This window comes from Absiella sp. AM29-15 (assembly GCF_003434225.1).
Lineage (GTDB): Bacteria > Bacillota_I > Bacilli_A > Erysipelotrichales > Erysipelotrichaceae > Hoskinsella > Hoskinsella hominis.
Window position 1 is genome coordinate 160,334 of the sequence record NZ_QVFL01000008.1, and the last position, 14,302, is coordinate 174,635.

At 34.9% G+C, this 14,302-nt stretch carries 10 protein-coding genes; 2 read left to right on the forward strand and 8 right to left on the reverse strand.

Translation table 11 applies throughout. From position 1 onward, the window contains the following. Positions 1-61 precede the first annotated feature (61 nt). Together DW761_RS10135 and DW761_RS10140 are read left to right on the forward strand one after the other, a co-directional pair. Complete coding sequence (locus tag DW761_RS10135) at positions 62-1,216, forward strand: AraC family transcriptional regulator (protein WP_117517976.1); 1,155 nt, start codon at positions 62-64, stop codon at positions 1,214-1,216. Positions 1,217-1,294: 78 nt separating this feature from the next. Then, complete coding sequence (locus DW761_RS10140; protein ID WP_158553784.1) at positions 1,295-2,293, forward strand: alpha/beta hydrolase; 999 nt, start codon at positions 1,295-1,297, stop codon at positions 2,291-2,293. A gap of 32 nt (positions 2,294-2,325) precedes the next feature. On the opposite strand, the gene DW761_RS10145 is transcribed toward DW761_RS10140, so the two are convergent. From DW761_RS10145 to DW761_RS10180, 8 genes are all read right to left on the reverse strand, one after another. Then, positions 2,326-2,619: a hypothetical protein gene (locus tag DW761_RS10145; RefSeq protein ID WP_117455678.1), complete on the reverse strand. Its 294-nt coding sequence runs from the start codon at positions 2,617-2,619 to the stop codon at positions 2,326-2,328. A gap of 121 nt (positions 2,620-2,740) precedes the next feature. Further along, positions 2,741-3,643: an ROK family protein gene (locus DW761_RS10150; RefSeq protein WP_117517980.1), complete on the reverse strand. Its 903-nt coding sequence runs from the start codon at positions 3,641-3,643 to the stop codon at positions 2,741-2,743. Beyond that, the gene (locus DW761_RS10155) at positions 3,640-4,743 is read right to left on the reverse strand and encodes a DUF871 domain-containing protein (protein WP_117517982.1); all 1,104 of its coding nucleotides are present in this window, start codon (positions 4,741-4,743) and stop codon (positions 3,640-3,642) included. Before DW761_RS10155 ends, DW761_RS10150 begins: the two co-directional genes overlap by 4 nt. Before the next feature lie 140 nt (positions 4,744-4,883). Next, positions 4,884-5,546: a hypothetical protein gene (locus DW761_RS10160; protein WP_117517984.1), complete on the reverse strand. Its 663-nt coding sequence runs from the start codon at positions 5,544-5,546 to the stop codon at positions 4,884-4,886. An 83-nt stretch (positions 5,547-5,629) separates the two neighbouring features. After that, positions 5,630-12,271 (reverse strand): endo-alpha-N-acetylgalactosaminidase family protein, encoded by a 6,642-nt coding sequence (locus DW761_RS10165; RefSeq protein ID WP_117517986.1) that lies wholly within the window; start codon positions 12,269-12,271, stop codon positions 5,630-5,632. Between the two features lie 296 nt (positions 12,272-12,567). Next, a complete protein-coding gene (locus DW761_RS10170) occupies positions 12,568-12,789 on the reverse strand; it encodes a hypothetical protein (protein ID WP_117517988.1) in 222 nt (73 codons plus the stop codon). Positions 12,790-12,936: 147 nt separating this feature from the next. Then, on the reverse strand, positions 12,937-13,656 hold the full coding sequence (locus DW761_RS10175; protein WP_158553785.1) for a hypothetical protein: 720 nt from the start codon (positions 13,654-13,656) through the stop codon (positions 12,937-12,939). Continuing rightward, complete coding sequence (locus DW761_RS10180) at positions 13,613-14,179, reverse strand: hypothetical protein (protein WP_117517992.1); 567 nt, start codon at positions 14,177-14,179, stop codon at positions 13,613-13,615. The genes DW761_RS10175 and DW761_RS10180 overlap by 44 nt, the downstream gene beginning before the upstream one ends. Positions 14,180-14,302 lie beyond the last annotated feature (123 nt).

Consider the following 14,302-nt stretch of genomic DNA (forward strand, 5'->3'; position numbering starts at 1 on the left):
TACACAATGGTTTTATCATAATTTTAATATTTATGTTAAATTATTAACACAGGAGGTATTTATGAATCAATCTGATCTAATTCACGCTATAGACACTTTATATCATCGTACGTATGTACCTGTCACTTTATTAGATGAATACGCAGGTAGCCTGATTTTTCCAAGGTATTCTCCGATTATGTCCTTAAAAGAAAAATTTGAATATTTATTTGTGAATGATGAATTTCCTTTACATATCGTAAATACCTATGAAATGCTGGGTGCTTCCTTTTTATATACCAGTGATCAAAAACGTTATCGTATTTTGATTGGTCCCTGTGCACTGTTAAATGCATCAATTACTTCAAGCTTTCCTTTTGATATCAAAGCTTATATATCTAGTGAAACATTAGAAAGCTTTAAGGATTATTGTGTGATGCTGTATGAATTAATCACATTACAGACGATAGATTCTCATCAAATCCCTATCCAATATCTGCATAAAGAAAAGCTGGAAAAACTTCCAGAAGAAACCTTTGAAGAAAACCTGTATGAAAGAAGAAGTCATGATGCCACCAATGATTCCTATCAATTTGAACTGCGGTTTTTAGAATATGTGAAAAAAGGACAAAAAGAAAAAATTGACTGGATCTTTTCTAAAATCAATAAAACCTATGAAGTCCATCTGGCAGAGGATTTCTTTGAAAGTACCAAGCTGAAGTTTGTGACGATTGTGACCCTGCTTACAAGACAGGCAATTGCCTGTGGCGTTCCCCTAGACAGTGCTTTTAGTTTATCCGATGCTTTGATTCAGGGATTAAAGAATATCCATACAGTGCCAGAATGCATCCGTTATATGAAATATGCCAGTTATCAATTCTGTGATCTGATTCAATCACAGGCAAAGCAATGTTCTACCTTGATCAATCAATGTCTGCGTTATATTGATGCTCATTTATATGAAAAAATCACATTAGAAGATTTAAGTATCACCACGGGTAAATCCACTGTATATATCTCCTCACGGTTTAAAAAGGAAGTTGGAGAGTCGCTTAGTGATTATGTTTTGAAAAAGAAAATAGAAGAAGCCAAACATCTACTGCTGTTTACAGATTACAGCTTTCAGGAAATCAGTTCTTTATTAAACTTTACCAGTCAAAGTCATTTTACTCAGCGCTTCAAACAAGTATGTGGACAGACACCGAAAGCGTTCCGGGATAAAAATTTTCAATATTAAATATCTGACACAAACATAAAATTCATGATAACAAAGTTTTCTTATTTTTCTTATATTAAAAGAAAAACGGAGGATTTTATGAAAAGAAAAATATGTATTGGTGTCGGTATATTCTTTACCATGATGATTATCGCTATCATCACTTGTCTGATAATCATACAGTTTACCTGTATCCCTGTCACAAAGCTTACACGAAAAGGTTTTTCCGCAGGAGAAAACGGTGTACAATACACCCATCATCCAGAATATGATACACGCATACATCAAATAGAAAAACAGCTGGATGTTGTTTATTCCTCACAATACGATCAAAATACATACGATATCTATTATCCAAAAGAAAAAAGCCATTACCCTTTGTTGCTATGGGTACATGGCGGTGCCTTTGTCGGAGGGGATAAGCGTGATAATCGTACGTATATGGAAATGATCGCATCCCATGGATATACGGTAATCTCTATGAATTATGCATTAGCTCCTGAACAAAGTTACCCCACTCCAATTTATCAAATGATGGAATTGATACAAGATATACAAACGAAAAAATATCCTATAGACTATCAGAAAATATTGATTGGTGGAGATTCTGCTGGTGCACATATTGCTGGTGAATTTACCACCTTACAAATCAATCCACAATATCAGGAATTTACAGGTATCAAAGCATGTCTAAAGCCTTCACAAATTAAAGGCTTCCTGTCCTTTTGTGGTCTGTTGGATATTAAAGCATATGATGATACAGACAGCTGGTTCTCTAACTTTCTATATGATCAAAGTGCATGGGCTTACTTCGATGAAAAGCATTGGAAAACATCAAAGCTGATGGAGCAGGCTGATTTTAAACCATGGATCACCTCTGATTTTCCACCCTCCTTTTTCACAGATGGTGCTGTTGATTCCTTCTTGCCTCAGGCAGAAGCTATGAAAGCTTTTTTAGATACTTTAGATGTATCTTGTAAACTTGTTGTTTATCCAGATGCTCTACTGCCACATGAATATCAATTTCAATTAGAACGACCACAGGCTTTAAACACATTTGATGAAGTGGTTGCCTTCTTATATGATCAAACTATGTAAAGAAGCGTCTATTCGACGCTTCCTTTTATTTATTACCAGTTGCAGTTGTTGTTGATGCTTCTCATACAGCGAACAAACTGGCGAGCACAACGGTTTTCTCTGCCTCTACGACGTGCTACCTGATTGATAATACGCTGTGCTTCTTCAAATGCACGATCATCATATCCTGAATCGCCACATCCGTTGTTGCATCCACAGTTGCAGTTACAATTGCAGTTACAGCTACATCCTTTGTGACCGCGATCAAATCCGCGTCCTTCAAAACCTCTGTTGTCAAAATCGTTATACTCCAATCCTTCATTGTTTAAATATACATGATTACACATAAGTTATCCCTCATCTTTCTAAGATACGCTGTTGTCGTATCTCAATAATAAGGTATGTAGAAAATCAAAGCCCATCTGGACGTTTTTTCTATATTACATAAAAAAAGATCTTTTTCATTAATTAGATCTTTTCTTTCATTAACATCAATTTCCGTGCTGCGCCAATCATTCCGGCTTCATTCTTCAATTTACAAGCTAAGATTTTTGGCATTTCCACAAGACTTAAAACATGATAGTCTTGTATGATTTCTTCATAAGCAGAAATGATTCCATGCATTGCTTCTTCATTTGCACTGATGCCTCCACCTATCAAAATAGCATCTGGTGCTATAATGACAGCAGTATTGATTAACAACAACGCTACATCATGATAAAATTGTTCAATACACGCTATTGCATCCTGATCATTTTCATGCGCACGACGATAAATTTCTTTCGCATCCAATACACGCTCTTTCACACGATAGCTGTAATTACGGCATAATCCTGCCACCACTGCTGCACTGTAAGAAAAAGACTGTTCATTATAATTACCTTTTTCCTTTCCACATAACGCTATCCCAAATTCACCTGCCATACCACCAAGGCCACGTACAAGCTTTCCATCCATATAGATTGCTCCGCCAACAGCTGTTCCAAGTGTTAAACATACAAAATTATCTAAATCTTTTGCTTCACCTATCCATTTTTCCGCAATTGATGCTGATTTACTATCGTTTTCAATCACAACAGGTAATTTTAAATATGCTTCCATTTCCTGTTTCATATTGTGTTTTAAAAAGCATTTAATTGCCCCACTCGTTTGCATAAAGCCATCATCTTTCGCAATGCCTGGCATACTGATGCCTACACCTTCCATCGTATATTCCTGATGTTGTTCGATAAAATCCCCAATCTGTTTCATCAGATCAGAACGTGTTGATTGTGTTGCTTCATTTTCCTGTACACAAACATGCCCTGTTTCATCGATGATCCCCATTTTAATTCGTGTGCCACCGATATCTATTCCTGCATAATATTTCATTTCTTAATTTCCTCCTTTAACTGAAACTTTTGAAATGGGCACATGGCATCTAACAATATCATTTCATCCTCCACAATATGTCCCACAACATTAATTTTAGAATCTGCTAAACGATCGCATAAAGCAATCTGTAATTCAGCTTTATATTGTCCATAAGCTTCATTTAGTATCAAAATGTCACCTTTATGAATATCCCTTGTCACAGCATGCGCCGGTAAACTGTATGTATGATATTTTGCTCGGTTTTTACTTGATCTGATTACATATGCAGAGGCATCTCCACGATATTCATGTACACCCTGAAATAACAATTCTTTTTCTAATGGTGTTGTTTCCTCATGCAGATGAATATGAAGTTCATCTATTGATGTATCAAATACCTGTTTTACTTCACCTAGTTCTTCTTTTGATGCATACGCATTTCCTATGATAATATCATCCACAGCATTTAACATCTTCATGTGTTGTGCCTGTATGCGTAATGGTAAATCACGATGACACTCTAACGTACATAAGCCTTCAGATATTGGCCATGGAGATATAGAAGCATGCTTTGAAGTGATAAACGCTGCGCTATGTATATGATGACGATGAAACATCTCACTGCATGTTTGAAATGTGGATAAAGAAAGAGCGGTAAAACGCTGTGGATAAAAATTATGAGAACCACACAGATGCTCTGTATCTGGTTGATGATCCAGAATACGTTGCAGATAATGTGTATGATTACTCATGTTTACTTCAATCATGATACCATATGGATTATGACTCATCATAGCTTCTGTATAACCATCATATCCTTTATCCAAACGTAATACATCAATTCCCATAGCATGAAAATAAGATAGATCATCTTCCTTACATTTCAAATATGTAAATACCATAGGATGAATATCCAAAGTTACAGAAAACCCCATATCATGTGCAAGTTTCGCACTTTCTTTGATACGTTGAATGGAACGCATGGGATTATTTACATCGATTTGTAGAAAACTCATGAATACTCTTTCATATCCGATGTCTTTTACCATCTTCAGATATGCCTGATCTTCAATTAACTCTGTTTTATCAGGATACAATGCTATGCCTAATTTTCTCATAAAACATCCTCGCTTTCTTTCTATATACAGTATAAAAAAGAAAGCGTTTTTACTTTATCATAATTTTAATCTTTATGTTAAGAAATTAAGAAAAAATGATATCTACAGAAGCTTTCGCACTCTTATAGATATCATATTTCTTACATCATAACTTTATCAATCAGCGTTTCTTCACGTTTACAATTGATCTCATCCTCTGATAAGCCACAGCGTATATAACTGATTTCGTTTTTCTTTGGACATGGCATTGGCTGAATCATAAAGGAACATAATGCACAATATCCGTTGGACTCATTACGTCGAATACATTCGTATTCACATTTCTTAATACAGTTTTCATCAATCCATTTCGCTAATGACAATAAAGACTGGCTGGCAAGCTGTTGTGCTGTTTCTGCCTTAATTCCACAATCCATCAAATAACGAAACATAATATCTCCATACGCTGTACAATAAGCGATAATAAAGAAGTTTTCTCCATTGTTTTTCTGAATATGCTTTGGCCATAAGGAAACATTGATATGTGCATTTACATAACGTGCTTCCTCCACATGTCCTCTGGGATTCTTTAAACTTGTTTCTTCCTGTTCCCGGCATGTTTCAATAAATTCACTCATTGTTTTCAACAACTGGAATTTGAAAGTAGGAAAATCAATGGTTGTCTGAAATTCTTCTTCCATTTTTGGGAAGGCGTTGGCACACATGATCAATGCGGCATCTACTGTTTCTGCGACAAAAACAGATAATCTTGTCACAGGAGGTTTTAAAAACATTAATAATTCATTTGCATTTACATATTTCATAATATCACCATGTTTTATTTTACACTATTTTCATCGATAATGATACAAAAAGAAACAGCAATCACTGTTCCTTTTTGTTTATACTAAGCTTTTCTTTTCTTCATCAAAACTACGATAGCGCCTGCGCTAAGTAATAAGAAGCCAAATAGCAATCCTGCATGTGTATGATCTGCTGTATCTGTATTGTTGTTTATAGTTGAGGTATCCTTTGACAGAAGTGCGAATGTTCCATTACGAGAAGTATCAAATTCAATATAATCTTTGCCTTTGCGTGCAGGCAGTTCACTGACATTTCCATCTTTGTCAATCAAGATTGCCTTTACATCTTTCTTCAATAATTTCGCATCCACTTGTACACGGATTGTCATCTTGCCATCTGGTTTTACGTTTACACCATTTTTTAAGAAATCTAATGTAAATGCTTTTTGAATGGTATAATCTTTTAACAAGCTCTTATCGTTCATTTGATCGATTAGTTTTTGAATCTCATTCTGTGTGAATTCTTTTGTGATCAGCTGTGTACCTTCTTCAAATTTACCACTTGCGCTGATGGTTTCTGTATGATTTTTAATCGTCATTTCTTTCACAACTGGTTTTGTGTCCGGTTTTTCATCTGGTTTTGTATCAGGCTTCGTGTCTGGTTTTGTTTCTGGTTCTACAATTACAAGTGCTTCTTTTGCGTCATGTAGTTTTATGACTGCCTGATTGACAGCTTCCTGTGTTGCATTTTTATCATCTAAAACTGCTTTTGCGTCTGTGAGTACCTGCAACATGGCTTTCCATGATGCTTCCGTATAATCTTTTGCGTTCAATGCTTCTACTTCTTTGATTGTGGATTGTAATACTGTTGTATCTGCGATATGTACTAATGCATTCATTGCATTGCTTAATGATGTATACATATCATCCAGTTTGCTTTGTGTAGAAGAAGCATCTGTCACAGCTTTTTGTGCATCCTTTAATACGCTCATGAATAAAGACCATGATTTTGGTATATATTCATTTTCTTTATAGTCTTTTGCTTCATTGATCAATGCGGATAATTTTGATGTATCAGCGACTACTGTCACAACTGCCTCTGAATGTAATCCAATTGCATTACGCATAGTAATTGTCGCAACACCTTCATGTACTCCGGTAATAATACCATCTTGAGAAACAATCGCAACGTTTTCATCAGATGATGACCATACAATACCCTTTAATACTGTATTGTCAGGAATTTCAACATCCATTTTCTTGGTTTCATTTACCATAACTGTTGTATCTTTTAATGTAGCTGTTTCTGCTACAGAAACGATACGTACAGGACGAATTTCTGCTAAGGAAGCAAACTTATTATGACCTTCTTCAATAGTTAATTCAATTGTCTTAGCCTTTACATTCTTATCTAATGTAACGGTAATAACAGACTTATTTCCCTGTAAATCCTTTGGTACTTGTATGTGTTCACCACTTGCTAAAACACTGCCATCTTCACCAAGGATACGATAACTGTATTGATATACTAAACCATTCACGTTGGAAGGTCTTTGTACAAATTCAAATGCATTGATTGTAGAAGGATTTTCCATCGTTACAGAAATGATTGCTGGATGATCAACACTTACCTCAAAGCCTTCACCGCTCCAATTAGAATGCCAATAAGTATTCAAATCACCATCAACAACTGCTTCTTTGATACCAGAACCTTTACCTTCTCCTGTTAATTCTTCTGTATTTGCGCTAACTGATAAAGAACCATATGTATCTTTATCAAGATGTTCAATTACTTTATCTGTTACAGTGATGTTAAAATTCGTCTTACTTCCATCAGATAATGTCGCAGTGATGATAGCTGTACCTTCACTTAATGCGATAACCTGCATGGTATTTGTATCTACTTTCGCAATCTCTGGATGATCACTTGACCATGTAATCTTATCTAAATGATTGCCAGTGATAGCGCTTGTTTCACCTTTATATAGATCCGTATTAGCGATTTCCGCAAATTCTACATTCTGGTTTTCATAGATTTTCAGATTATCTAAAATGAAATCCATTTCACCATTACTGCCTTTTGTGACTTTATTTCCATTCTCATATAATCCAATCCAAGTCTGTCCACTATCAGATGTCATAAGGTTCATTGTCACATGTTGCGTCGTGCCACGTGCCTGTGCAAGGTATTGTGTACTTGTTGGTACTTTATACTCTTTACCATCTCCAACTACCATCGCAAATGCTTTATCTGCACCTGCCTGATAATCAAATTCTACCGTATACATCTTACCTGGTTCAAAACGATAATTCTGAGGTAATGTCTGATAGATGATACCAGTATTTACACCATGATGTTTCAATGACCAATCGCCACCTAATACATCACTTGTAAGTTTACCATTCCATCCAGCTTGTGTATAAGGATCATGCAATTGAGATAAATGTGTCACAGGATCTGTGATTCCTTGTGCTGGTCCTAATACAAATGGATATAATCCTTGTACGACAGATTCAAAATCCTGCGTAAAACTGCCATCTTTCTGGAAGTTGTCTAATTTTTGTTTTACGATACGAATATCATCCATATATGTAGAACCATCTCCGGCATCTCTTGATAGTGTCAGTTTTGCTGTATCAGATTCAGCTTTGAAGGCAACCTGCATACGCTGCATATTCGTACCATGTTTATTATCACATTGTACATAGTTTTTCGCTATAGAACGCAAAGTGTAATTTGTGACAGCGTCTTTTCCTGTATTTACAGTAATTGCGGCTTTCACATCACTTTCATTATCAACATATACTTCTGCGACATAATCACTTCCAGGTGTTAATCCTGAAATCGTTGTTGTTACTTCTGTATTCGTATCAACAGAATTGAACGCAAGACGCTGATCGCCAGTATTTGCTATTTCCACCTGTACACCTTTTTGATCAATATTGCCACTCCATACTTCTGGAGATAATTTTGATGCATTGGCATACGCATTAAAGCCTGGATCTTTTACATAATCGCCTTCACCAAATGCTTTTACTGTTTTCGTACTTGCGCCTTTTGTCATAACATAAGCAGTTGCTGCTTTCGCATTTAATGTCACTTTACCATTTTCAACAGGAACATTAATTGCTTCTCCACGACCCTGATCAGATAATGGATACATAACAACATTGCTTAATCCTGACCAATCATCTGGTAAATCCCAGGTAGTTGTACCACCATCTAAATTCCAGTGATATAGTTTTACACTGCCATCTTCATCTGTCCATGGTAGTAAGTATGTTACATCATTCAATACTGTTTTACCATTTAATGTAATATTACGTTCAATATTAGAATCTTTACGTTGTTTTTCATTACGTTTTACGATAACCGTATCACCTGCTTTGTTCTTTAAAGTGATTTGTTTTTCGTGATTTCCTACAGGAGATTCACCAGGTGCATAATTTTCCCAATCTGTTACCTGATAATGCTGAAGGAATTTTGTAGGAAGATTTTCATTAAATGTCTGTTTGATATAATTATTAAAGTCATTATTACCACTCCAGCCTTCAAAGCCGTATAAACGATATCCACCTAATAATGGGTTATCTGCTGTACCGCCAAATTTTGGATAATTTAATACTTGTGAATCTCTTTGATCATTACGGATAAAACGGATAATATCACTATTGTATCCTTTTGCACTTGCTCCACCATATGTAGCATCTGTAGACCAGTGCTGCCATGTAGAATCATATTCTCCTTCATAACTGAATTCTGTAGAGAATCTCCATCCCAAAGAATTGATTTCTTTCGCAATTTGTCTTGTTTCCCATGCATCCTGATACCATACATCCAGATAAATGAAATCCATGTTGTCCTTTAGACTTTCTGCTTCCTTTTGAATCGTTTCTTTATCAGCATCTACGCTGCCTTGAGAATTTCCTACAGCATTTGGCCATATACGATCGTAATGATGTGTATTATTGATACGATCATATAGTTGTACGAAACGTTTCCATCTTGCCTGTGTAGCAAGATCCCATTGCTTATCAATTACCTGAGATTGGTCAAGCCATCCCCAGCCACCTGCAAATGGTTTTTGAAGCATGTTTTCATTAAATGATTTAGCTTCTGGATATGCTTCCTGTGCGTTTACATGAATACCGATTTCTGCGTCATTCTCATGTGCAATTTTGATTAATTTCTGGAAATCTTCAACACCGCCTTCACGCTCTGCGATATCTGCATATTCAGAGTTTGCGGAATCATGTCCTTCATTGCCATAACCTTTCAACAATAAAGCCTGAGGCAATCCATCAGTTGCTAGTGAAACTTTTTTAATATTGTCAGCTGTTTTCAAAAATGGGTTTGGTGCCATACTTGCAAAATTCATAACAATACGATAGTTTACAAGATTTTTAATATCTTCAGAACCATAAGGTACATTCATGATATCACGGAATGCGATAGCACCATCATTCCAGTCTACATCATTATCCCCATTGATATCTCCAGCGATTGCAACTTTCATGACTGGTAATTCACTGGTTGGATACGCAGGAAGATTATTACGTTTTGCTCCACCCTTATCGCCTGCTTCATAATAATATGGAGCGCTTGTCAAACTCATAGTATCTGCGCCATTATTTAAGATGATACGTTTGTCGCCTTCAATTTCAGAGTTGCTGAATAAAGCAGCACTTAATTTATCATTTGTTAAGATACCATATAAATATCCATCACTTTGAGAAGGAATAAATCCCTCATCAAAACTTATAAAACGATCTCCTGTATCTGTTGTTAAATTAGAAGCTTTTGCCCCTGCAAAGTTAGCACTCTTATCTACTGCATCTACACTTAATAAATTTAAATCAGGAATATCAATCGTTTCGATTCTTAATTCAGTATCTCTTTTATTAACATTTAGAATCTGCCATGTCAATGTGTTTTTATCTAGACTGATTTTTACATCCATTGTAAGATTAACACCATCTTGGTTTACATCTAAAGAATATATTCTAGATGTATCTGTTGTTTCTTTTACAGTTACTGTTGGTGTAAGTTTTTTGCCATTGATCATGATACTGTTTAATGCCGTTTCATTACCACGGAATATTGAACCATCATTCATGATATAACGTGCTACATATGGGAACTGTTTGCCAATATAAGCTGTCATATCACTTGTCTTTAATTGATCATAATCATCTAAGTTAATCTCTTCTTTTAAACTTAAATCTACATTTAATACCGTTGCTTCTTCTTTGACCGTAACACTTTGAGAATATGCTTGATATCCTGGTTTTGTGACTGCCATATTATAAGCTCCTGGTTCAATTGCTTCAAAGCTGTAATTACCTTGATCATCGGTTTTTGTCTGATTCAGATTCAGGCGTACAACAGCACCAGAAATTGGTTTTTTTGTATTTTTATCAACAACAGTTCCATTCACAGGGAATAGTTCTGTATGTTTCTTTTCTACTTTTTGTCCATCACGTTCTGCACAGAATACCCAGTTATCTTCCATACAATCTTTGCCGTTTAATGTCATATCCGCAAAAGAAATTGTAGAATACCCATTGGTCTTAACACCAAATCTACTTTTATCCTGTACTAATTGCGCAAGTTTCATAAGGTTCTGATCATTCTTTGTGACTTTCGTACCATTCACAATTACTGTTAATGCTTCACGATCAAGTGAAATGCTTAAATTTAATTCCTCTCCAGGGATTAGTTCTGGCAACCCAGAAATATTAGGATAATTTCCTTTTCCATTCACGCTATATTGATAATACCATTTACTTGTTGGATCATAACCCACATACAGCCAGTTACTATCATCTAAATAAATTGGGAATACACCCCAGTTATCACTTGGCTTTAATGTTAACGATAAAACTGAGCCATCTGTAAAGTGTTTGTCATTATCCAGCAATAAGATTGGCGCTTTCGCAGAAGAATTTCCATATGCATGTCCTCCGCCATTGTTTGCGCCGCCAGTAATGCTATACCATGTTCTGCCTTGCTGAGAAGGTTCTGGTTCAGGTTTTCCATCGTTAATCAAAACATCAATGGATGTTTCCCATTTTTGTCCCTCGGTAGTTTTATACAGCTTCCATGTGTCATAATCACCATCTTGATATGTTTTATCACCAATTGTTACATCGCAAAAATCAATATCCGTGTATGATGTACCATAGGTACCAGCACCGAATCCAATTTGTCCGGCCTGTTTTGCTAGATCTAAGAAGTCAGTATTTGATACCAATACTTCTTTTGTTTCCTTTGTTGTTGTATTTTCCACAGAAACAGTAAGACTCTGATCGGTATAAACACCCTTTACATTGATGATATCGTTTTTATTTACAGCAGGTAAATCTAAACCCGGATATCCTGATTTATTACCATTTTTAAATTCATAAAACCATCCAGTTGCGCCATCATATGCAACATAACCCCAATGGGTATCATCCACATATTTTGTTACAAAACGCAATCGGGTATCCGCCTTTTCACTTTCAAGTTTTAATTGAAAGCTAAAATTCTCGTTTGTAATATCTTTTTTATCAGATAAAACAAATGCCTCAGGTTTTACACTGCCAAAGTGTCCATTTGCATCGTTAGCGCCAGATACTAAATGTGCCATTTTCTTTGTAGATGATGCCGCAAAAACATTTGCTACGCCACTCGTAAAAAAAGCACTAAATGCGACAGCCATGACAAGAAACACCTTGGATACTCTCGTTACAACTTTTTTCATAACTTTCCTCCTTTTCTAAAACCTTTCCAATAACAAATGAATAAGGTTCCATCACTACAGAGTGTAGTCCTGAAAAATAGTGTTGTAAACGTTTCCAAATCATATCCTTAAGATTACTATAAATTTCTGCAAGATTGTTACAAAATAAAAACCATTATTATATAAATCAAAACAATATATATAAAACGATATTTTAATAAATTAATATATATTATTGAAAATTAATACTTAAAAAAGCAAAAAAACACTTATTTAAAATTTGCCATAAAAAGTTTAGAAAATCTATAGTATATCATTTACGAAGATTTGTTCAATTCTTTAATAACTACTTCTTTAATGTTCTCTGGAAGTTTCAGCATATTCATCGCTTTATTTATGTCAATATTTGCTGATTCCATTAAGTTTTTTGTCAGTTCAATTGCAAATTTGATTTCTCCTTGCTCGATGCCTTGTTTTAAGCCTTGTTTTAAACCTTGCTCAAATCCTTCTTTCAAAATGCTCTCGCCAAGATTACACATAAACGTGTACCTCCTTATTTATCTTCTGTATCATCATTGTATCAAATCTTATTTTTTTGTCCATCACATTATAATGTATATCTTTTGACATCATATAGTATACAAAAAATGACGTAACCCTTTAACTACTGGATTACGTCATTTATATTATTCCTTCTTTAATTCCTTGATGACTATTTCTCGGATGTCCTTTGGCAGTTCAAGTATGTCTAATGCTTTGTTTACATCAACATCACAATTTTTCATTAGTTTTTTTGTATGTTCGATTGCAGATTTGATTTCTCCTTGTTCAAGTCCTTCTTTCAAAACGCTCTCGCTTAGATTACACATAAACTCCACCTCCTGATCCATCTTCTCTGTCATTATTATAGCATATTTTTCCTCTAATAATCGCTTTTTTTCTTCTGCCTTCATCTTTGTTGTAAACAATATATTCAACATCTCTAATACACTGTGACTTTTATCTTCATAATTGTACTCATTTCCTGGATACATCATGATCACTTCCATCAGATCATAATCTTCTACCTGATTGTGCCATTCATTCTTTAAACATTCTTCTTTGATATGATATACATTGATCACATCATTTTTTTCTTTTGTATGCTTTGGACATATCCATATCGAATATACTTTTTGTAGATCATTAAATTCTGATGACGCAAAACCGTCTTCTGCATTTTTCTGTCTTGATATCAATCTGCTTGCATAATAGATCCCTCTTGTGACTAAGGGATATCCCGGTGTTTCATCTTTTTGTATCTCAAAATTGATAAAGATACCCACACTTTCTTTTTTTCCTTTTTTTGTCGGCAGCGTTGCTTTAAACAAAATTAAATTCTGATGACGCAAAACCGTCTTCTGCATTTTTCTGTCTTGATATCAGTCTGCTTGCATAATAAATCCCTCTTGTGACTAAAGGATATCCTGGTGTTTCATCTTTTTGTATCTCAAAATTGATAAAAATACCCACACTTTCTTTTTTTCCTTTTTTTGTCGGCAGCGTTGCTTTAAACAATATATCATATCTTACACAGGCGCCTATGACGGATTGATCTTCTACATTCATTCCAACGATCTGATCATGATCATTAATGGTCATATTAATCCTTGGATCATTTTCTATGCTGTTGATGATTTCTTCTATCGTCAGATCCTTACATTCCTTCATTGCGAACTTCATAATGTTTGCTAAGATCTGCTTATTGCTCATGATCATTTTACATAAGTGATCATAGGCATCCGTATTCTTATCAAACATTTTTAAACTTTCATACAATACCATATTGTTTTTTACGTTTTTTAATGCGATTTCTAAAATACTTGGACTTAACTTTCTCTTTTTTACGATTTTCTTTTCCTTATGGGTTGTTTTTTCGATTATGCTCATTTGCATACCTCCTTGTCTTTAAGTAGTTACCATTATACACAAAAGATAAGGGTTTGTTATAAAAAGCATAAATTCTTATATTTTTTTCTGAAATCTTAAAATAAATCATTACTTTTCGCAAAA